Origin of the sequence: Winogradskyella immobilis (genome assembly GCF_021887715.1) — a bacterium.
In the GTDB taxonomy this organism is placed as follows: domain Bacteria; phylum Bacteroidota; class Bacteroidia; order Flavobacteriales; family Flavobacteriaceae; genus Winogradskyella; species Winogradskyella immobilis.
On the sequence record NZ_JAIQXX010000016.1, the window covers coordinates 41,085 to 62,622 of the forward strand.

Here is a 21,538-nt window from a genome sequence, read left to right on the forward strand (position 1 = left end):
CTTGTTTAAGTTTTAACATGGATACATTACGTACGATCAAAATAATTGACATATAGAGCAACAACATAGCTGTAACTGTTTATGCCACCAGCTTGGTTATTGGTCTTTAAAAACGTGTCGTAAGTACTTTTAAAAATAGGTTCTAATGGGTTTTCATAGCTCGACCAAAACTCTAAAGCTTCGTCATAGTTTTTGCGTATGCCTTTGTTTAATGTATTGATTAATGCTCTATAAGTTTCAGGTTCACGACGATAAATTTCAAAAAGACAATGGCGTACAATAGATGAATATCCAGAATACTTAAAGTATTTGTCATCGTTATTAATCGCAGCTAATGCGCCTATAAAATTAGCTTCGTTTTCAGCAGCATAACCTAATTGATGGGCAACTTCGTGACTCGCCGTTGTCGGTATTTTAAATTTAGGGATTAAGCCATCTATTTGAGCTTCATTAGTAAATGGATTTAAATACCCAGAATAACCCATATAAGTTAATGGCAAACTATACAGTGATTTTTTAATACTGCTAGGTTTATAGTTGAGTTGCGGGAATTCTTTTTTAAGCCTTGTATAACCATTAGAAACTTTATGAAGAATTTCAGTTTTTGTATAAGGAATTTCAATTTTGATAGTGTCATTAAGTTCTATTAAAGCATGGGCTTTATTCGCTTTAGTTATAAGTTGTTTGGTAACTTCTATTAATTGTTCGGTAGAATACTCATGACTGATGTTTAATGACTTATAAAGTGGCAAACGGTAATAATTAAAAGCCCATAATAGGTGAAATGCAAAATAAGCTATAGAGAAAGCTGCAAGAACATCGAGCAACCAGTTTTTGGTGTCTTTTATAACACGTTTTCTGTTTTCCCAAAGCCATCTAAGTATATAGATGGTAGCAAGTGTATATAATAAATCTCCAACAGAAAATGGTAACCATCCAAAAGCATAACGCATTAATTTTGAAATACCAATATAAAGACCGTTACTATAATATGTCTCTACAAATTGCGGTGTTAATTTTAAAATAGAAGTGATACCAAGTACTCCAACAAATGAAAACGCGATGATAACTTTTTTGTACTTCTGCATCTTTCAAAAATAGACAATTTAAACAAAAAAAAGCTTGAGTAAATTAATACTCAAGCTTTTTAAATAAATTTAGATTAAAATATAAATTAGTTGATTTTAATTAATTCTATTTCAAAGATTAATGCCATAAACGGCTTAATTGCTCCTCCTGGTCTTGGGTTAGCTCCATAAGCTAATTCTTCAGGAATAAAAAACTTGTATTTAGCACCTTCTTTCATTAATTGAACACCTTCAGTCCAACCTTTAATCACTCCGTCTAAATTAAAAGTTGCTGGGTTACCATTTGTTGAGGTTTCAAATTGTACTCCATCTGTTGTAGTACCTGTATAATGAACAGTGACATTTGCTTGTGGGCTTTGCGGTTGTTTTCCTGTGCCTTCTTTTAAAACCATATACTGTAATCCACTTTCAGTAGTAATTACACCTGGTTTAGATTTATTAGCTTCTAAGAATGCTACGCCATCTTCTTTAGTTTTAACAGATTCTGCTTGTGCTTTTTCGCGTTGTTCTTGTTGTAACTTTTGACCATAAGCCTGAAGGATAATCTGGCAATTTTCTTCAGTAATTTTTAATGCAGTAGAATCAGATACATCTAAATATCCTTTCATAAAAGCATCAATATTTAAATTTGGTACTTGGCTTAATAAACCTTTTGCCTGATTGGCTCCAATGGCATAACTAACAGAATCGATATTGGTCGCTAAATTAACATTACTGTTTATTCTACTTTTTTTATTACAGGCAACTAATGTTGCTAGTAAAATGGCTAATAATAGTATTTTTTTCATTTTATTATGTCTTTATTCTTTAATAAATCAGATGCAAAATTATGATATTTTTTCCTTTTAAAATAGATTTTAAAAAGGAGCTTATGTATTATTAATCTTTATGGCTAATAGTTACCTTTACAGCTCTTTTATTTTAAATATTATGAATACCGAAATAAGACAACTCGAGCCTAAAGTACTTTGGAATAAGTTTGCAGATTTAAATGCAGTACCACGAGCTTCAAAAAAAGAAGAACGTGTCATTCAATTTATGAAAGATTTTGGTGCACGTTTAAACCTTGAAACTATTGAAGATGAAGTTGGTAATGTTATTATTAAGAAGCCAGCAACTTTAGGTATGGAAGATCGAAAAACTATAGTAATGCAATCACATTTAGATATGGTGCATCAAAAAAATAACGATACCGTATTTGATTTCGATACGCAAGGTATAGATATGATTATTGAAGGAGATTGGGTAAAAGCCAAAGGCACAACGCTCGGTGCTGATAATGGTTTGGGTGTAGCAACTATAATGGCAATTTTAGAAAGTGATACCATTGTGCATCCTGCAATAGAAGCTCTTTTTACTATTGATGAAGAAACAGGAATGACAGGTGCTAAAGGTTTAAAAGGCGGTTTGCTTAAAGGCGAAATTTTATTAAACTTAGATACTGAAGAAGATGATGAAATTGGAGTTGGTTGTGCTGGTGGTATTGATGTTACGGCAACTCGAGCTTATAATGAAGAAGACACTCCAGAATTTAAAATCGGTTATCAAATTACAGTTAAAGGGTTACAAGGTGGACACTCAGGAATGCAGATTCATGAAGGTTTAGGTAATTCTAATAAAATTATGAACCGTTTATTATTTGATGGTTTTGAAAATTATGGTCTACGTATTTCAGAAGTTGATGGAGGAAGTTTACGTAATGCAATTCCTAGAGAAAGTAATGCTATAGTTGCTATAGATGCTGTACATGAAGAAGCTTTTAATACTGAATTAAAACAATTGGCTACGACTATTAAGCAAGAGCTAAAAACCATGGAACCCGACTTAGAGATTAATATATCTAAGATAGAAATACCTGAGCGGATTATGGATTTAGGAGTACAGGAAGGAGTGACAAGAGCCTTATATGCGGCTTGTAATGGAGTACACAGAATGAGTGCGGATATTAAAGATTTGGTAGAAACATCTAATAACATAGCGCGAGTTATTATTAAAGAAGGTCAAATTAAAATAGGTTGCTTAACACGGTCTTCTGTAGAAAGTTCTAAACTTGATTTGGCAAACACCTTAAGAGCAACATTTGAGTTAACAGGATGCGAAGTAGAGTTTTCTGGAGATTATCCGGGTTGGACTCCTAATATGGATTCTGATATTTTAAAAGTGATGGTGCCAATCTACGAACAACTTAACAATGGAGAGAAACCTCATGTAGCAGCATGCCATGCTGGGCTTGAATGTGGTATACTAGGAACAAACTATCCAGAACTAGATATGATTAGTTTTGGACCTAATATAAAAGGAGCTCACTCACCGGACGAACGTGCACAAATTTCTTCTACGCAAAAATATTGGAGGTTTGTGTTAGAGACATTGAAGCATATACCAAAGCGTTAAGTGTATCTAATTATATTAATTAGATAAACGAATTTTCTTACTATCTTTATTAGGCCTATAGAAAGTGTATGATGACCTTAGTCATCATATTCATTTGTTATGTGCAAGGCGAAAAACACCCGAATTAATTAATAATATGAGTTTATTAAAATCAATATTTAGTACAAAAGAGAAACCCATAAACTCATATGCTGACTTTTGGAATTGGTTTGAACAGAACGAAAAGAAATTTTATAAAATCCTTAAAGGACAAGGCAATATCAACAAAGTGTTTTTTGACAAACTCGCACCAAAACTCAATGAATTGAAAGATGGATTTTGGTTCCTTGCAGGAATGTATGATGACAACACAGCGGAGTTAATATTGACAGCTGATGGAGTTATCAAAAATATCGTATTTGTTGAAGAATTAGTTCAGGCAGCACCGAAAATGAATAATTGGAAAATTACTGCACTCAAACAACCGTCTGACCTAAATCAATACAGAATTGAAATGGACGACTATAAATTTGATGGAAGTAAGATGGACTTTTATTCAACTGACCATAAACAAATGCCAGACGAGATTGACATTACAGTTACTCATAAAGATTTCAGCGAAGAAAATAGAGATGTAATGACAAATGGAGTTTATCTTGCTTTAGATAATTCTCTTGGCGAATTGAATTCAGTTACCACAATTGACAACGTGAATATAATTAACTCAAAAGACGCTACTTCGGACTTAATTCCATTAGAAAAACTAAAGAACTTTTTGAATTGGAGAGAAAAAGAGTTTGTGGAAAAATATAAAGGTTTCAGACATAATACCGAAAACGACAATTATTCTGGACTCGAAGCGACTCTAAAAAATGGACTTCCATTGGTTGCGGTTATTAACACAGATTTATTGAACTGGGATAGTAAAGCGTCTCATCCTTGGATTGCAGTAATGGAAATTAAATATGACGGAATAAAGAACAATGGAATGCCTGATGATTCCACTTATCAAATTCTAAACGAAATTGAGGATAAAATAATGGAAGAACTAAAAGATTGTGAAGGTTATTTAAACATTGGAAGACAAACGGCAGATTCTGTACGAGAAGTATATTTCGCCTGTATTGAATTTAGAAAGCCATCAAAAGTATTACACGAAATAAAAAAAGAATATAAAAATAAAATAGAGTTGGACTTTGACATTTATAAAGACAAATATTGGCAATCATTTAACCGATTTAGTCCGAATTGAAAAAAGCCCAGCACATAACAATGGCTATAAGTAATTGCTGGTTCTCACCTACTTCTGAATCCCGATAGCTATCGGGACTCGCGGATTTTAAGCTTTGTGTATACTTGCAAAGTTAATCGCTAAACCACGCAACTACTCATAGCCGAGACCGTTAATGGCAAGCAAGATAGAATAAATACTCAAAAAATAAATTCTATGATAACTATAAATCCATATATCTACTTTGATGGAAATTGCGAAGAAGCATTTAATTTTTATGAATTGGTCTTTCAGAAAAAAATCAGTCATATAAGTAAATACGGCGATGTACCAAATTCAGGTAAAAATCTTTTTCAAGAATCTGATGAAAAAATTATGCATGCCACCTTACCTATAAGCAATGAAACCATGTTAAATGGTTCAGACAATTCATTAGCCTATAAAGAAATGAAAAAATACAAGTCTTTTTCTCTTATCATTCATGCCGATAGCAAAGAAGAAGTTGACCTAATATTTGAAAAACTCTCTAAAAATGGGCAAATAAAAGTACCCGTAGGTTTAACATTCTGGGGTTCATATTACGGTCAGTGTATTGATCAATTTGGAATTAATTGGAAAATAAACTACGGTTTAGAAAATTAATGTTAATTGTTCTATTCTATTTACTCTGCAATAGCAGAAACTTCTATGTCAAATACTAAATTGGTTTTAGCAGGGATTAATGGTGCTCTACCAGCTTCGCCATAACCTAAATAATAAGGCATAAAAACACGTGCTCTTTCACCAACTTTCATTTTAAGCATGGCTTCTCTAAAACCAGGTACTAATGTGGCTTGCTGATTGTATGGCATTACAAAAGGTGCATAATCTTGATTTTTATCGTATTTGCCATTGTCTTGCGCTACATCTTTCCATGTGGTCCAGAATAACTCTCCGTTTTCAAAATAACCTGCACAATTTATAGAAACACTCTGACTAGCGTTTGGCTGTACAGCATCACTAAGCTCATTTAAGTATATCATTGCCATTCCTGTTGGAGACTCTACGCGGCGCCCTTTTAATTCTTCATTCTGTTTCAAGAATTTTTCTTTGGCAATACGTGCTTTTTCTTCTCTTTCAGCTTTTGCTTTAGCTTCGCGCTCTGCAATACGTTCTTTAATTTTTGGTAATTCTTCAGTAAACACTTTAGCTGCATCAAATTTACGTGCTTCAGAACCAACACGTATAATATTTAATTGCTCTATAACAACATCTTCAATAGGTTTATTAGTGCCTTGAGCTACTTGTACATTAGAAATAGCATCTTGTACATCTAATCCTCTTACCAATTCACCAAAAACAGCATGACAGCTTACTCTATAGCCACCACAATCTTTTAAATTTCCATTGGCATCCCACGCATCTAGAAACGGAGTAGGTATTTCTGTAATAAAAAATTGAGATCCGTTAGTGTTTTGTCCAGAATTTGCCATAGATAATATACCTGGTTTATCATGTCTTAAAGATTCAATAAACTCATCTTCAAACTTATAGCCAGGATCACCAGAGCCAGTAGCTGTTGGGTCACCTCCTTGAATCATAAATTTATCCATAACACGATGAAAAGTTGTACCATCATAATACCTCTTATCTTTATGTTCTTCTTTAACTAGAGGATGAACACCTTCTGCAAGTGCTACAAAATTTGCAACAGTTACTGGTGCTTCTTTAAAAAATAACTTAGCTACCATTGTATCTTTAGACGTTACAAACTCAGCATATAATCCGTCTTCTAAATCGGAATAATCATTTTTACACGATATTGTTACTAATAAAGCAATTAAAACTATAGGAATTAAAATTTTCTTAGTCATTTTTATTTTGAATTAAAGTGTTTAACGTGACTTCGCAAACGATAGGAATATTAGTTCCTATTTTATTATCATCTCCATAATAACCATAGGCAACTTGAGACGGGAATATAAATGTAATAATTTCTGAAGGTTTCATCAATTTTAAACCTTCTCGTAATCCGGTAAATAATATTTCTTGATCCATCAGATAATCTTTTGTGCCGATTTCATCTTTAGAATAGATGGTTGCTCCATTTAAATCGGAAACATTGTAACTAAAATTAACACGATCCCCAAATTGTGGAGTAATAGTGTCTTTTTCTACTCGCGTATTGTAGTAATACCAAAATCCATTTTCTGAAACGATATAATCTTTTATAGAATCTTTATCTATTATAGTTTCTATTTTAAGACGTTCGTTTTCTATAAGTATTTTGTTGCGTTCGGCAGATTGTTTTATAAACGAACCAGATTGAACAGACTCAGGTAAACGTGCTTCTGGAGATTTGCAACTCGCCAAACTTATAGTGATAATAAGAATTAAAAGTAGGTGTTTCATAAGGCTAATTCACTTTTATATTTAGGCAATATACTAATAAATTCATCAATGGTTTCGCTTAATGAAGAATCACTTCTGCCACCTGCAGCGTTAGTATGTCCGCCGCCATTAAAATGATTTCTAGAGAATTCATTAACAGAGAACTCACCTTTACTTCGTAATGAGATTTTTATAATTTGATCTTGTTTACTTTCAATAAAAATAGCAGCGAGAATAATACCTTTTAATGAAAGTGCATAATTGACAAAACCTTCAGTATCTCCTTTTTTAAAATTAAAAGTATCTAATTCTTCTTGCGATAATGAGATGTATGCCGTTTGCAATTCTGGAATGACTTTTAAGTTTTGCAAAGCTCTTCCTAAAAGCTGTAAACGTCCATAGCTATTAGTGTCATATATGCTATTATGTATTTCAGAGTTATTAGCACCTTTGTCAATTAAGTGACCAATAACTTGATGTGTTCTACTTGTTGTAGCTGGAAATCGAAACGACCCAGTATCCGTCATAATACCAACATAGAGACAAGTTGCAATAGAGGCATCTATAACTTTTGTATCGTTAAGCATTTCAATAAAATTGTATACCATTTCACAAGTTGAAGACATATTAACATCTGAATAAACATATTTTGCATAATCGTCAGGCTGTTGATGATGATCGATCATAATTTTTAATGCTTCAGATTCTTCAACAGAGGTTTCCATATCACCAATACGATGCAATGCATTAAAATCTAATGTAAAAATAAGATCTGCATTTTTAAGATGTTTTTCCGATTCTGAGCGTTGACTTTCAAACTTTAAAATAGAAGATTCTCCAGGCATCCACTTTAAAAAATCAGGATAATCATTAGGGGCAATGACTAGGGCATTATGTTTATAGTGTTTTAAATAATGGTATAGCCCTAAAGTAGAGCCAATGGCATCCCCGTCAGGGTTTTTATGTGGTATAATAACTATGTTCTTCGGTGAACTTAGCAAGGACTTTATATCTAAAATATCGGCGGTTGTCATAGCCTACGAAGATACAATTTAATAACAAAAGGGATATGTACTTTTAGTATATTTTAGATTATCTTACAGCTTTAATTTTTTTAATATGCGGTATTTTATTAGTTACATTTTAATCACTAGTTTTCTTTTTATTGGATGCAAATCGTCTAAAGAATCTCAAAGTAAAAACTACGATTATACCATAGCTTTTGGGTCTTGTAATAAACAATATGAACCTAATCTTTTATGGACTTCTATATTAAAACATCAACCAGATGTTTGGATTTGGGGAGGAGACAACATCTATGCAGATACGGATGATATGGTGAAGTTAAAAACGGAATATGATAAACAGTTGTTAGATGAGAATTATGGAAAATTACTAGCTTCTGCAAAAATACTTGGTACATGGGACGATCATGATTACGGACTAAACGACGGAGGTGAAGAATTTCATAAAAAAAGCGAAAGCCAAGAGTTGTTTTTAGATTTTATGGGAGTATCAAAAAATGATACAAGACGACAACGTGAAGGGGTTTATCATTCTGAATTGATAACAACATCAAAGGGTACTATTAAAGTAATTGTTTTAGATACGCGTTATTTTAGAACGGCTTTAGTTCCAGATACAGATACAAAAAAACGATACAAACCAAATACGGATCCTAGTGCTACTGTTTTAGGAAAAGCGCAATGGCAATGGTTAACTAACGCCCTTAATACGACTAAGGCAGATTTTAATATTATAGTAAGTAGTATTCAGTTTTTATCTGACGAGCATGGATTTGAAACGTGGGGTAATTTTCCTAATGAAGTAGAGCGTTTAAGCCAGCTTATTGTAAGTTCTAAAGCTAAAGGAGTTTTGTTATTATCTGGCGATCGTCATATCTCTGAGTTTTCAAAACTATCTATAGACAATTTAAACTATCCACTAATAGATTTTACATCGAGCGGATTAACGCATTCGTATTCTAGTTTTTCGGGAGAACCTAATGCAGATAGAGTAGGAGATGTGGTCCATGAAATAAGTTTTGGACTTCTAAAATTCGATTTTAAAACACACACCATCCGTATGGAAATGCGAGGTAAAAATGATGTTAAACTCCAAGAGTTAATACAACAGTATTGATGCTTGTTAATTCTATAAAATAGATTACTTTTGCATCGAATTTTACCAAAGTAGTTATCACTTTGGCATAAACCATTAAAAATAAATTACATGGCAACTAACAGAACATTTACAATGTTAAAGCCAGATGCTGTTGAAAAAGGACACATTGGCGCAATATTAGAAAAAATCAATGCTTCAGGATTTAGAATTGTAGCATTAAAATTAACGCATATGACGACACAAGATGCTAAAGCATTTTATGCGGTACACAGCGAGCGTCCATTTTATGGTGATTTAGTAGAGTATATGACACGTGGTCCTATTGTAGCTGCAATATTAGAAAAAGATAATGCTGTTGAAGACTTTAGAACTTTAATAGGTGCTACTAATCCTGCAGATGCAGCAGAAGGAACCATCCGTAAATTATATGCAGCTTCTATAGGAGAAAATGCAGTACATGGTAGTGATAGTGATGAAAATGCAGCTATTGAAGGCGCATTTCATTTCTCAGAGAGAGAAATGTTTTAGTCGCATAAAACCCATTTAATACAAAAGCGCAACGTATTCAATACACGATATTGAATACGTTGCGCTTTTTCTATACGCGTTATTTGAGTTACTCTCTTATAATTTGTCGATCTTTAAGATTATAGCGATCTCCAGCTTTTAGCATATAGAATTCTCGGCTTCCTTTTGGGAGTTTAAATATTTTGTTTTTATCGGCAGACCAACGCGTGCCATCATATATAGCAACATAACTTTTGCCTATAACAGTAAATGTATTTTTGTTGACAATAATACCAGTATCTTCATCTAGACCTATACCTAAAAGATGAGGTTTTTTGTCTAAAATTTCAAACAGATCAAACTGTCTATTTCTGGCTAGTAAATGCTGGTCAATTGCTACATTTTTGAGAAAGCTAAGACCTTCTTCATGGTCACCCATCATTATGGTGTTTGTTTTGGTGTCACCGCGAGCGAGATATGAACCTTGTATGGTTGCACCAGCTGATGATCCTGAGATGACTCCTCCACGATCTAATAGTGCATTAAAAGCTTCATGCGCTTTAGTATTAAGATAAGAATCTGCATGTCTCCACTGACGACCACCACTAAACCAAACCCCTTTAGCTGTTTTTATTGGCGCAATAAATGCTTCAGAATTCGATACCTTAGGATCTCTAGTATGTAACACCGTGACATTTTTAAAACCTCTGTTGATAAAACTTTGTTTATAACGATCTAAAAACTCTTGAGTTAAAGTATTGCTAGTAATTGCAGTAGGAATAACTACAATCGGAGCTTCAGGTCCGCCAACAAGCTCCATAAATTTTTTATAAAATAAATCTGAAGCTGCACCACCAACAATTAATAGTGTTCCATTTTTAGGACCAATAGTTTCTTGATCTTGACTATTGTTTTGAGCAGTAATATTCTTCTTAGAAAGATTAGCTATTAGTACTGTTAATACTAGAAGTGTGAGTTTTTTTAGTCTCATATAGGGGTTTAAAAAATGATTCAAAAGGTACAAAAATAATTGAATGCGATTTTCGACTTTTAAATTATATTCTCAATGGCTTATAAAATCTTTTTAATCGCATAGTCTAAAGAATTTTATCATATGTTATTTTCCACGTAAGTGGGAATCTTTTTTAGTTTATTGTTACAGTAAAAGCATCAATCTCGATAGCTATCAAGGTCGGGGATTTATGAGTTAGTTATAATTGTACATCGTTGGTTTTGTGTAGGTTTAGATGCTTAGTTATTTTAAACGATAAATAGATTTGTTTTTTTCTCCTGTTTTTTCAAATAAACCTAATTCGCAACCTTTCTTTAAATCTCTGCTTGCTGTGGAAGAAGAAATGTCTTTAAAGATATTCATATAATCTTTTCTTGTAAATTCAGTTTTATTTAATGAAACATAATATTCTAATCGGTCTTTTTCGCTTAAAGTTCTATTATTGAAATCTAATAATTCGCTTATTGAAATGTCAATTACATTTAGCATATATTCAATAAAAACTGTTGATTTTCCGGATCTATCACTTTCAGCTAAGGTTTTATAATATTTTTCTTGGTCATTGCTAATTAAAGTTTCAAATGGTAAAAACTCAAATATTGGATATTTTTCCATTAAAATTAGAGTTTGCCATAATCTACCCATTCTTCCGTTTCCATCTAAAAATGGATGTATAAATTCCATTTCGTAATGAAAAACACAACTCTTAATTAATTCTATTTCATCTGATTTTTGCAAGTATTTAAAAAGATTTTTCATTAAGTGAGAAACATTTTTAAATGAGGGCGCTAAATGTTCAACTTTTGAACCTTTTACAATTCCGACGCTTTGATTTCTATATTTTCCAGGATTATCAATTAGACCATGCATTAAGATTTTATGTGCTTTTAAAAAAGATGTTTCATTAGAAGGATTGTATTGTTCTATATTTTCATAGATTTTAATTGCATTTAAAACTTCAAGAACATCCTTTTTTGGTCCAACAACCTTTTTGTTTTCAAGAAGCGCAGTTATTTGTTGCTCAGTAAGCGTATTTCCTTCTATTTTTAATGAAGAATGAATAGTTTTTATTTTATTCTGTTTTCTCAATTTTGGGGAAGGTCTATCTAATAGATTAGCATTTACTTCTCCTATTTTTTCTGAAATAGAAGTTATCAATTTTAAAATAGAAGATGTAATCTCGTATGGAGGTTTCATTTATGATACTATCATTTGATACTATCAAAGATACAATCATTACTTAAAATTATGATAAAAACGTAATATTTTTATTAGACTTACTGGAAACTATATAACTATTGTAAGGTTAATTTACCACGAGATACAATCTCGCAGTAGCGAAGGGTCTCGTATAACTTTAAGTTATAGGTTTTAACTTGCTATTTTTCGATTACGCATCAACGCTTGCAATTCCAAGTGGATTCGTTTAGGTCTGTCCTGAGCGCAGTCGAAGGGTAGTAGAATCCACTCGGAATTGTGGTTATGCATTGTTGTAACACGTTATTTTTTAGTCGAAATGTGTTATTCATTCAGCGTCTTTATCTCTTTATCTAATTTTATAATAATCTCATTTATTTTTTTTTGAGTGTTAGAATAATTTGAGATTGCATAACTTCTCATAGTATTAACCATTGAAATTATATTGGTGATTTTATTGTTGCTTAATAAATCTTGATAGTTATTTGGTTCTGCGCTCATATACTTTTCATTAGAAACAAATTCAAAATTGTTACTAAAAAAAGGATTTATTACTCCACTTAAATAATTCTCAAATTGGTTTGCAAATATATTTTGAATATACTTTAATTCCTTGTCATAAATATTTATGATTTCAAATTTTAAATCATCATTGGAAATAAAAGATAGGCCATCATTTTTTAGATTTTCAAATGCTGCAATATTGAATGAAATCATTTGGTCATTTAGAAGAACAACTAAAATTCGTTTAATTGAATCATTAATCTCTTTTTTAGTCTTAAAGTGGTTATATAGCTGGTCTCCAAATTTTAATGTTCTTTCATCATTTACAATTCTTTCTTTTAAAATTAAGTTATTCTCTTGAAGTGATTTTCTAATTTGATTAAGATATTTCAATTCAGCTTGTTTATCTTTTTTATCATTATTCCAATTATTAATAGATAGTGCAATTAAAATTCCAATAACAACAAGGATTATTTCTCCAATTGCATAAATCAAATATTTACTGAACTTGTTTTCAGTCAGCATTTTTTGTCTAATTTTTCTAAAGAATTTTATCATATTCTATTTCCCGAGAAAGCGGGAATCTTATTGGTTGGTTTTAATGAAGGCTAATGGTTTCGGCTATGAGTAGTTGCGTGTGTTAGCACTTAATTTCAGAAGTAGGCGAGAACAAGCAATTACTTATAGCCATTGTTAGGCAACGTATTTTTTATTAATAATATTCGATTTTTCTTTTTACCAGAACTACTGGTATATCGTTTTTAAATTTCTGTTTTTCAATCCAATTTTCTTTTTCATCAAATTTGTATTTGCTAATCCATACATCACTCTCTGAATCGTCATTTGGCGTTCTTGAGAATTCAATAGTATTTCCATATTTATCAAATTTTTGAGTAGTCACAACAAAATAACTACTACCTTTTGGAATCCACTGTTCTTCAATTAATTTCCCATCATTATCATATTCTTTAACAACTTCTGTATAGTCCGTTTCATCAATAAAATTATTTTTGATTTTGATAACTTTTGAGTCGTCGTTATATAAATATATGTTTTTGTAATTCAAAGTGTCATAAGAACGAAATTCTGTGATATTTTCAGTAAGTATTAAATTTTGTTCATTAAATGTTCGTGATATTAATTTAGATGGTTTTGATTTTTTTAAGTATGTATTTTCTTTGATTATATTTCCTGATTTATCGTAGTCAACTTTAAAAGTCATTTGAATAGTATCACTAACATAGTCAGTTCGTTTAATACCTCTATTATTTTCGTCTCTTTCAAATACCATTCTTCTCTCGAAACCATCATTTTTATAAATGGTTTTTGTCAGACTATCTTTTTGATTATAGGTATACTCGTAACTAACAGAAGGTGAATCTTCATTATTGTATTTTTCAGTTTGTTTGGAAAGACGTTTTGAAGAATCAAAATAATAGTTTAACTCACTTTCATACGTTTTTTCAAACGTAAGAAAACCGTCTTTGTTGAATTCCATAAATGAATACCTATCAAAATCAAAATGATTCATTCCTTGACCAATAATTATGGAATCATTTACTACATCGAAATTGTAAAGATTTGTTTCTATGGATTTTATTTGTCCATTTAATCCGTAATCAGAAACATCATTATTTCCATTCAATGTATTCGTTGATTTAGAACAACTACACAATGAAAGACAAATTATTATTAATATTCCGATTGTTTTTTTCATATGTTGCCTAACTATTGTATATACGCATTGTGTATATTTCTATTATAACTATACAAAAAATGCGTTCAGTCTTTAAAAATAAAGAATAAACGCATATTATAGCGTTTTTTAGATGGTTTTATTGATCTAAACCTTCATATTCAGGGTTTAATAATACAGGCTTGCCAAAACCAAGTTTTTCTAATTTATCGAGTTGTGTCGCAGCATCTCCAACCACTAAATAAATCATTTGATCTGGCGTAATATATTTTTCTGCTAAGGCCTTCATATCTTCAATAGTTAATGCTTTAACGATAGCTTCTCTCGATTTTGCATAATCATCAGCCAAACCATTATTACTAATATTAGAAAGCATATTGAGTTTAGCTCCTAAAGTTTCAAACGCTCTAGCATTACTTTTAATGGTAAAGCCTTTAGTCACCGCTAAATCTGTTGAATCATAGTCTTTTCCATAGTTTTCTAAAATTTCTTTAACTAAAGCTGTAGACTCATAAGTGACATTAGAGCGTACACCACTAGAAATAGCAAAACTACCCGTTTTATCATTGCCAGTAAACCCAGACCTAATACCGTAAGTATAGCCTTTGCCTTCACGTAATTGTTGTGTCAGTTGAGAGGCAAAACCTCCACCACCTAAACGATAATTCATAACTGTTGCTGCATAATAATCTTTGTCAGTAGCTTTTGGCGCTGGATAACCAAAACGTAATACCGATTGCTTTGCATTTGGTACATCATAAAAATATACTGTAGATTTTGCTGGTTGTTTTACTTCTGGAAGATTAGGTAGTGTGATATCTTTAACTTCCCAGTTTGCATTAATGGATTCTAAATTTGCAATAGCATTAGATTGCGATATGTCTCCTACTATATGCATAGAAGCTAAGTTTGGCGAAATATTAGTATTGTAATAAGCCTTTAAATCATCTATAGTAATGCTTTCTAGAGAACTTTCGGTGCCAATATTGTTATTAGCCAAAATATGATTTTCACCATATAGTATTTTATTATATTCATTAGCTGCTATAGCATTTGGATTAGCAGCTATACGTTGAATTCTACTTTTAGTACTTTGCTTTAATAATTCAAATTCTTTAGCATCCCAACGTGGTTCTAATAAAATTTCGGAAACCAAAGCCATTGTAGCATCAAAGTTTTTAGATAAACTGTTTCCTGATATAAAAATAGCATCATTACTTGCAAATGCATTAATACGTGCACCTAAACTTTCAATTTCATTTTCTAATTGTTCTGGAGTTTTATTGGCAGTACCACGTGTCATTAAACTCGCTAATAAATTAGAAACACCAATTTTATCTTTATTTTCTAATAACATACCGCCTTTAATTTGCATTTGAAATTGTACAAGAGGTACTTCACTATTTTCTATGCCTAAGACTTTAATACCAGAATCTAGATTTTCTTTCCAAACTTCAGGTACTTTTACATCAGGGCTTTCTCCATATGGAGGCTCAATACTACGATCAAAACTAGAAGGAGTTTTCTCGTATGTTGCAGCAATAGAAGAATCAAAATTTTCTTCAGCTCCATCAACAATTTGTTCTTCTACAATTTCTGCCAATTCAGAATTTACTAATGTTAAATTTTTCTGACCACGAGGAACAAAACTTGTTGCGATATAGTTTTTGCCTTTTATATATGTGTTATATACACGCATTACATCTTCTGGCGTTACTGCTAAGATGTTATTAACTTCATCACTAATATAACCAGCGTCTCCTGCAAACATTTCGTATTGTGTTAACTGAGACCCTTTACCTAAAACACTAGATAAACGACCGTAAAAATTAGTTTCTTGTCCTGCTTTAATACGGTTAAGATCTGTTTCAGAAATACCATTTTCTTCAAAAGTTTTAAACCCTTTATCAAAAGCTTTGGCGAGATCATTTAAATCTACTTGATTGAATGCCGTAACACTTAGTTGTATTTGACCAGAGATTTCAGAATTGTAACCTCCCATACCCACATTACTCGTTAGTTGTTCATCTTCTACTAAAACTTTATAAAGTGGCGCTTTTTTTCCATTGGTTAAATATTGCGATAATACATTAAGCGCATATGAATCTTCATGGTATTGTGGTACACCTGGCCAAACCATAGTTAGGCGAGGTGCGCGTGCAAAATTATCTTCGTAATACAAATGTTTTGAAGCATCTAAAATAGCAGGTTGCTTTGCTAGTTTAGGAATATCTTCACCACGAGGAATTTCATCAAAATATTTTTTAACCCATGCTTTAGTTTGCTCAACATCAAAATCTCCAGCTATAGTTAATATTACATTGTTTGGCACATACCATCGATTAAAAAAGTCTTTGACATCTTGTAATGTAGCATTTTGTAAATCTTCTAAAGACCCAATGACTTGCCAACTGTATGGATGTCCTTTCGGATACAAATTTTGGTCAATAACATATTGAGTATGTCCATAAGGGCTATTATCTACACGTTGACGTTTTTCGTTTTTAACCACTTGTTTTTCTTTAGCTAAAACAGGCTCCGTAACCGTATTTATAAAATACCCTAATTTATCGGCTTCAGCCCAAATCATTTTTTCTAAAGCATCTTTTGGCACCGTTTGTAAGTAGTTGGTGCGATCTCTACTTGTAGAGCCGTTTGCACCAGAACCACCGATACGTGCCGTCATTTTATCTAATCCGCCTTTACCTAGGTTTTCAGATTCTAAAAATAATAAGTGCTCAAATAAATGCGCAAAACCTGTACGACCTACAATTTCTCTTGCAGAACCGACATGCGCAGTTAATGATACAGCAACTACAGGGTCTGAACGGTCTATATGAAGTAAAACTTCTAAACCATTATCTAAAGTAAATTTTTCGTAATTGACTTTAAATTCAGTTTCAGAATTTGATGAGGAGTCATTTTTACAAGCTAAAACAGTGCATAAAACTATAGCTATAAAGCCTGTTAATCTAAATCTTTTCATTTATTTAAAATTTTTCAAGAACCAGTGGTTCAGTTATCTAATTATCTTAGTAGGTATTAACCATTATTTGTCAAATGCCCATTATGGGCTTTCATAACGTATTTAATTTTGATTGATGTTAATTTATAATTCGAAGGCGTTGCTATTGACAAAGAATATGGAGTTGACTAAAAAGAGTTTTCCATTTTCCCAAAAACTTCTAAACAATGGGTTGTCTACCATATAAATAATGCTACCGCTGCCTTTGCGTTCTTCACCAAATATTAGTGTTTTATCTAAATTACTTAAAGCATCTTGGCCAGCAAAACCTGAAAATACTTTTGTATCGGCTATATGCGATACATTATAGCCACGTTCTAAAAGACTATATGCAGAACTGCCTAATTTTAAAGTAAAATAATTGTTATCGTAACCAAAAGCCATTGGATGTGTATTGTCAACTTCAGTTTTAAATATAGCACCTGTAATTAATCGATTCGCGTTTTGGCGTTCTCTATCTGCATAAGGGATTAAATTATCGGCCTTTTTTTCATCATCCTTATCATTGGTTTTGTATTTAAGATTAAAGCCTTCTTGCCCAGCAAAAGTTCTTAAAGCTCCATCTATAGCTATAATTTTTCCTCCAGCACTAACCCAATTAGATAATTTTGTTCTCACGGTTTTAGTAATTACACTATTGTAAAATCCACTAGGAATAATTAATACATTAAACGCATCTAAATTAGCTCTGCTAAGATTATTAGTGTTTATTGAGGTTACAGGATAATGTAACTGTTGCTCAAAGAAATGCCATAATGCTCCGTAACTCAGTGATGATGTACCTTGCCCAGAAAGCATTGCAATTTTTTGCTTATTTACTAATTTTATATCTGGAGATCCAATATCTGGAGTCAGTTGAGAAAACCCAGTATTAATAACAGAAAGTTGATGGTTGTGTTCAGCAATAATGGTATTTAACGTACTCACTAAATTTTTAATATGTGTATTATCTCCTTTAGTAATAATTAACGAGCCTCTATTAAAATTTTGCCCATTAGATTTAAATGGTTTTTCGGTAAAGCGTACTTTAAAGTTAGCTTTTAGTAATGCTGCCAAAAATTTAGCATCTTCAAGAGAATTCCAATGACTTACATAACCATAGGCATCAGTGAGCGTTTGAAAAGGAACACGCTTAGCTACTTTAGCACTAGCCACTTTTGTAGTACTTGCAATAGCATCTAAACCATGTGCATAAGGCATACTCCAAGCCGTAATATCATAAGTTAAAGAATCTGTAAGCTTAGCATTAGGTTCAAACAAAACCTTAACCATTTTTCCTTTAGGTTGATCAGAGTCTACAACTAAAGCATCACTATTTATAGACATACTTCCTTGCTTGCCAGTCGCATAATTATAACCAGACACTTTACTAGCAGTTGCATTACCATAACGGATTTCGTGCTTATCTAATAGAGCTTTTAAGCTGTTAATTTTATTTTCATTGCCTTTGAGTACGTAACTCTTGTACTTTAAATTAGAGTTATCAAAGAATTTAGAAAACTCACTATTTAGACGAGAAGCATTATTCGATGCAATTTCAACAGTTGAAAGCCCGGCTGTAGTATGGTGCGTTAAGCGCTCTACTAAAGTAAGTACATGACCTTCATCGTTTAAAATACCTAAACCTGCACGGCCATGACCACCTTGTTCATAAGTCATACCAATAGCTCCCATATATGTTGGGTATGTATCACCATAACTTGGGTAAAATAAATCGAAACGTTCTCTAGTGAAAAATAACCAACCTTCTTTATCAAAATATTTAGCATGATTTTTTCCGATTTCAGTTTGAAAATCACGTTGAAAATCTGAAATAATTTCATGGAATGGTTCTGCAGCAGGAGCAAAATAATACGGTTCGTTTATACCTTGTTCATGAAAATCAACATGGATATGAGGTAACCATTTATTATAAATGTTTAATCGCGATGCACTTTCAACTTGTGTTGCCCAAGCCCAATCTCTATTTAAATCAAACAAGTAATGGTTAGGTCGTCCACCAGGCCAAGGCTCGCTATGTTCGCTAGCTTGTTGATTAATATCGTATGGAGAGCTTGCGGTTTCATTAAACCAATTGACATAACGATCACGACCATCTGGGTTAATGCATGGATCGATAATAACTACAGTATTTTTTAACCAATCTTGTTTTTCGGTTAACAGTTTGTATAAGGTTAACATAGAGGCTTCTGTACTAGATGCTTCATTACCATGGACATTATAACTTAGCCAAACCACAGCAACATTTGTGTTACTTGGAGTACCGCTAATAACATCTGCATTTTTTAGGTGATTCTCTCTAATAGCATCAAGGTTTTTTAAGTTCTCTGCACTAGAAACATAAGCTACATATAAAGGGCGACGCTCATTGGTTTCACCATATTGCTCGAGTTTTACTTGATTAGGAATTTGTTTTTCTACAGCTTTAAAATAATCTACAACTTGATGATGACGACTAAATTGTGTGCCTATATCATAACCTAAAAACTGACTTGGAGATTTAATATTCTGCGCATTTGTATAAGTTAATACTAACATAGTAGCAAACAGAAAAGAAAATAGTTTTTGCATTTAAAAAAAAGTTTAGCTCCAAAGCTAATAAAAATAAAGAGTGCGATTGAAATAATTGGCTGTATATATTGAATTAACTAAAAATTAGCAGTTAAAATTTAGAGTTGCCTTATATTTATGCCGTAATTAAAGTATAGTATGCCGACCGAATGTATTTCATTTAGAGAAACTAACTATTTCTCTAAGTTTATTTGTGATTACCTTGACCAAAAAACAGAATTAAAGGATTTATATCATCGTTTTCCTAATCTTGATAATTTTAAATATCAGATTGAAGAGAAACAAAAGTCTGTTGATTTAAAGGCAAGAAAAGTTTTATCAGAAGTTTTATCGCAACAGTATTCAGGTATTATAGCTTCTGAATTGACCTTAGAACATATAGAACTTTTAAAAGCGGAAAACACCTTTACTATTACTACAGGTCATCAACTCAATTTGTTTACAGGACCATTATATTTTTTGTACAAAATTATTTCTACCATAAATCTTACTAAAGAATTAAAGGTAAAATATCCTAATTATAATTTTGTACCTATCTATTGGATGGCTTCTGAAGATCATGATTTTGAAGAGATCAATTACTTCAATTTTAAAGGCAAAAAAGTTCAATGGAATAGTAAGTTAACAGGAGCTGTAGGTCATTTTAATACTAAAGGTTTAGATGAAGTTTTAAAAGTAGTGATTTCAGAATTTGGACCAGGAAAACATGCAGATACTTTAAAACAATGGTTTGAAAATGCTTATGTAAAGCATAACAATTTAGCAGATGCCACACGTTATTTAGCGAATCAGTTATTTGCTGATCAAGGCTTGGTCATTATCGATGCGGATGACAGAGAATTGAAACGGTTATTTACACCTCATATTCAAAAAGAATTATTTGAACAAACTGCCTTTGATACCGTTTCTGAAACGAATAAAACAATTGAAGACTTAGGGTTTAAAATTCAGGTAAACCCTAGAGCGATTAATTTTTTCTATATCCATGAGGGTATACGCGAACGAATCGTTTTTGAAGACAATATATTTAAGGTCAATAATACTGAGGTGTCTTGGAATAAAGAACAATTATTACAACATCTTGCAGAAGTGCCAGAACGTTTCTCTCCTAATGTGATTATGCGGCCTTTATATCAAGAAGTAATTCTACCTAACTTATGCTACATAGGCGGTGGAGGAGAGTTGGCTTATTGGTTTCAATTAAAATCTAATTTTGAAGCCCAAAACGTAGTGTTTCCAATACTACTGCTACGTAATTCGGTTTTAGTAAAAACGAAAAAACAGGCTTCAAAGCTTCAAAGCTTAAACATTTCTACTAAAGATATTTTCTTAAAACGCGATACATTTATCAATAAAAAAGTGCGTAAAATTTCAAATATAGATATTAACTTTTTACCACAACTAAAACATTTAGAGAAGCAGTTTGAAGCACTTTATACTATAGCAAACCAAACTGATAAATCGTTTTTAGGAGCTGTAAAAGCGCAAGAAAAGAAACAAGTAAAAGGGTTAAAAGCTTTAGAAAAACGATTGTTAAAAGCACAGAAAAAGAAATTAGCCGATGAGGTTAACCGAATGACAGAACTGCAAGAACAATTATTTCCAGGACAAAGTTTACAAGAGCGTAACCTCAATTTTTCTGAACTATATTTAGAGTTTGGTGAAAGCTTGATTCCAATGCTAGTAGATGAACTAAAACCCTTAAAAGGACAATTTATAATCGTTACATTATAATTAACAGTTTATTATGTATTATACTGAAATAGGTTGACTCTTTTTTGATTATTATTTCGACGTTCAAAAGATTTTTTTCAGCCGTTTAGAAGGCAAAAAAATAGTT

Annotated in this window: 17 protein-coding genes; 6 read left to right on the forward strand and 11 right to left on the reverse strand. The window is 32.0% G+C overall.

The genetic code is table 11. The features are described 5' to 3' along the window. Positions 1-26: 26 nt before the first annotated feature. The gene (locus K8Z87_RS11195) at positions 27-1,088 is read right to left on the reverse strand and encodes a DUF3810 domain-containing protein (protein ID WP_227477652.1); all 1,062 of its coding nucleotides are present in this window, start codon (positions 1,086-1,088) and stop codon (positions 27-29) included. 86 nt (positions 1,089-1,174) lie between these two features. Continuing rightward, positions 1,175-1,876 (reverse strand): FKBP-type peptidyl-prolyl cis-trans isomerase, encoded by a 702-nt coding sequence (locus K8Z87_RS11200; RefSeq protein WP_227477653.1) that lies wholly within the window; start codon positions 1,874-1,876, stop codon positions 1,175-1,177. 142 nt (positions 1,877-2,018) lie between these two features. Here K8Z87_RS11200 and K8Z87_RS11205 point away from each other — a divergent pair, with 142 nt between their 5' ends. The 3 genes from K8Z87_RS11205 (at position 2,019) to K8Z87_RS11215 (ending at position 5,334) form a co-directional block, all read left to right on the forward strand. Beyond that, complete coding sequence (locus K8Z87_RS11205; RefSeq protein ID WP_227477654.1) at positions 2,019-3,482, forward strand: aminoacyl-histidine dipeptidase; 1,464 nt, start codon at positions 2,019-2,021, stop codon at positions 3,480-3,482. Positions 3,483-3,618: 136 nt separating this feature from the next. Then, positions 3,619-4,713, forward strand: coding sequence for a DUF695 domain-containing protein (locus K8Z87_RS11210; RefSeq protein WP_227477655.1), 1,095 nt, complete (start codon positions 3,619-3,621; stop codon positions 4,711-4,713). A 195-nt stretch (positions 4,714-4,908) separates the two neighbouring features. Next, complete coding sequence (locus tag K8Z87_RS11215) at positions 4,909-5,334, forward strand: VOC family protein (RefSeq protein ID WP_227477656.1); 426 nt, start codon at positions 4,909-4,911, stop codon at positions 5,332-5,334. A 20-nt stretch (positions 5,335-5,354) separates the two neighbouring features. Here K8Z87_RS11215 and K8Z87_RS11220 read toward each other — a convergent pair whose 3' ends face one another. Genes K8Z87_RS11220 through K8Z87_RS11230 form a run of 3 tightly spaced genes read right to left on the reverse strand, consistent with a single transcriptional unit; the run spans position 5,355 to position 8,096 of the window. Next, positions 5,355-6,545, reverse strand: a complete 1,191-nt coding sequence (locus K8Z87_RS11220; RefSeq protein ID WP_227477657.1) for a peptidylprolyl isomerase — start codon at positions 6,543-6,545, stop codon at positions 5,355-5,357. Then, entirely contained in the window at positions 6,538-7,083 is a 546-nt protein-coding gene (gldI, locus tag K8Z87_RS11225) for a gliding motility-associated peptidyl-prolyl isomerase GldI (protein ID WP_227477658.1), read from the reverse strand. Before gldI ends, K8Z87_RS11220 begins: the two co-directional genes overlap by 8 nt. Next, on the reverse strand, positions 7,080-8,096 hold the full coding sequence (locus K8Z87_RS11230; RefSeq protein ID WP_227477659.1) for a DHH family phosphoesterase: 1,017 nt from the start codon (positions 8,094-8,096) through the stop codon (positions 7,080-7,082). Before K8Z87_RS11230 ends, gldI begins: the two co-directional genes overlap by 4 nt. 85 nt (positions 8,097-8,181) lie before the next feature. Here K8Z87_RS11230 and K8Z87_RS11235 point away from each other — a divergent pair, with 85 nt between their 5' ends. Both K8Z87_RS11235 and K8Z87_RS11240 read left to right on the forward strand, forming a co-directional pair. Next, positions 8,182-9,204: an alkaline phosphatase D family protein gene (locus tag K8Z87_RS11235; protein WP_227477660.1), complete on the forward strand. Its 1,023-nt coding sequence runs from the start codon at positions 8,182-8,184 to the stop codon at positions 9,202-9,204. Between the two features lie 90 nt (positions 9,205-9,294). Further along, complete coding sequence (locus K8Z87_RS11240; RefSeq protein ID WP_227477661.1) at positions 9,295-9,714, forward strand: nucleoside-diphosphate kinase; 420 nt, start codon at positions 9,295-9,297, stop codon at positions 9,712-9,714. Positions 9,715-9,802: 88 nt separating this feature from the next. On the opposite strand, the gene K8Z87_RS11245 is transcribed toward K8Z87_RS11240, so the two are convergent. From K8Z87_RS11245 to K8Z87_RS11270, 6 genes are all read right to left on the reverse strand, one after another. Next, a complete protein-coding gene (locus tag K8Z87_RS11245; protein WP_227477662.1) occupies positions 9,803-10,684 on the reverse strand; it encodes a cyanophycinase in 882 nt (293 codons plus the stop codon). 264 nt (positions 10,685-10,948) lie between these two features. Continuing rightward, positions 10,949-11,902: a Fic family protein gene (locus tag K8Z87_RS11250; RefSeq protein ID WP_227477663.1), complete on the reverse strand. Its 954-nt coding sequence runs from the start codon at positions 11,900-11,902 to the stop codon at positions 10,949-10,951. 324 nt (positions 11,903-12,226) lie between these two features. After that, complete coding sequence (locus K8Z87_RS11255) at positions 12,227-12,964, reverse strand: DUF6090 family protein (RefSeq protein ID WP_227477664.1); 738 nt, start codon at positions 12,962-12,964, stop codon at positions 12,227-12,229. A 154-nt stretch (positions 12,965-13,118) separates the two neighbouring features. Then, the gene (locus tag K8Z87_RS11260) at positions 13,119-14,081 is read right to left on the reverse strand and encodes a hypothetical protein (RefSeq protein ID WP_227477665.1); all 963 of its coding nucleotides are present in this window, start codon (positions 14,079-14,081) and stop codon (positions 13,119-13,121) included. 160 nt (positions 14,082-14,241) lie between these two features. Continuing rightward, complete coding sequence (locus K8Z87_RS11265) at positions 14,242-17,088, reverse strand: M16 family metallopeptidase (protein ID WP_227477666.1); 2,847 nt, start codon at positions 17,086-17,088, stop codon at positions 14,242-14,244. 123 nt (positions 17,089-17,211) lie between these two features. Continuing rightward, complete coding sequence (locus tag K8Z87_RS11270) at positions 17,212-19,698, reverse strand: M14 metallopeptidase family protein (RefSeq protein WP_227477667.1); 2,487 nt, start codon at positions 19,696-19,698, stop codon at positions 17,212-17,214. A 138-nt stretch (positions 19,699-19,836) separates the two neighbouring features. Here K8Z87_RS11270 and bshC point away from each other — a divergent pair, with 138 nt between their 5' ends. Next, entirely contained in the window at positions 19,837-21,432 is a 1,596-nt protein-coding gene (bshC, locus tag K8Z87_RS11275) for a bacillithiol biosynthesis cysteine-adding enzyme BshC (RefSeq protein WP_227477668.1), read from the forward strand. The last annotated feature ends 106 nt before the right edge of the window (positions 21,433-21,538 follow it).

What these genes read in the sequence shown, in the direction of transcription:
- K8Z87_RS11250 (WP_227477663.1), bottom strand. Translation starts at nt 11,902, where the DNA reads ATGAAACCTCCATACGAGATTACATCTTCTATTTTAAAATTGATAACT.
- K8Z87_RS11215 (WP_227477656.1), top strand. Translation starts at nt 4,909, where the DNA reads ATGATAACTATAAATCCATATATCTACTTTGATGGAAATTGCGAAGAA.
- bshC (WP_227477668.1), top strand. Translation starts at nt 19,837, where the DNA reads ATGCCGACCGAATGTATTTCATTTAGAGAAACTAACTATTTCTCTAAG.
- K8Z87_RS11230 (WP_227477659.1), bottom strand. Translation starts at nt 8,096, where the DNA reads ATGACAACCGCCGATATTTTAGATATAAAGTCCTTGCTAAGTTCACCG.
- K8Z87_RS11265 (WP_227477666.1), bottom strand. Translation starts at nt 17,088, where the DNA reads ATGAAAAGATTTAGATTAACAGGCTTTATAGCTATAGTTTTATGCACT.
- K8Z87_RS11205 (WP_227477654.1), top strand. Translation starts at nt 2,019, where the DNA reads ATGAATACCGAAATAAGACAACTCGAGCCTAAAGTACTTTGGAATAAG.
- K8Z87_RS11195 (WP_227477652.1), bottom strand. Translation starts at nt 1,088, where the DNA reads ATGCAGAAGTACAAAAAAGTTATCATCGCGTTTTCATTTGTTGGAGTA.
- K8Z87_RS11210 (WP_227477655.1), top strand. Translation starts at nt 3,619, where the DNA reads ATGAGTTTATTAAAATCAATATTTAGTACAAAAGAGAAACCCATAAAC.
- K8Z87_RS11270 (WP_227477667.1), bottom strand. Translation starts at nt 19,698, where the DNA reads ATGCAAAAACTATTTTCTTTTCTGTTTGCTACTATGTTAGTATTAACT.
- K8Z87_RS11240 (WP_227477661.1), top strand. Translation starts at nt 9,295, where the DNA reads ATGGCAACTAACAGAACATTTACAATGTTAAAGCCAGATGCTGTTGAA.
- K8Z87_RS11255 (WP_227477664.1), bottom strand. Translation starts at nt 12,964, where the DNA reads ATGATAAAATTCTTTAGAAAAATTAGACAAAAAATGCTGACTGAAAAC.
- K8Z87_RS11220 (WP_227477657.1), bottom strand. Translation starts at nt 6,545, where the DNA reads ATGACTAAGAAAATTTTAATTCCTATAGTTTTAATTGCTTTATTAGTA.
- K8Z87_RS11200 (WP_227477653.1), bottom strand. Translation starts at nt 1,876, where the DNA reads ATGAAAAAAATACTATTATTAGCCATTTTACTAGCAACATTAGTTGCC.
- K8Z87_RS11245 (WP_227477662.1), bottom strand. Translation starts at nt 10,684, where the DNA reads ATGAGACTAAAAAAACTCACACTTCTAGTATTAACAGTACTAATAGCT.
- gldI (WP_227477658.1), bottom strand. Translation starts at nt 7,083, where the DNA reads ATGAAACACCTACTTTTAATTCTTATTATCACTATAAGTTTGGCGAGT.
- K8Z87_RS11235 (WP_227477660.1), top strand. Translation starts at nt 8,182, where the DNA reads ATGCGGTATTTTATTAGTTACATTTTAATCACTAGTTTTCTTTTTATT.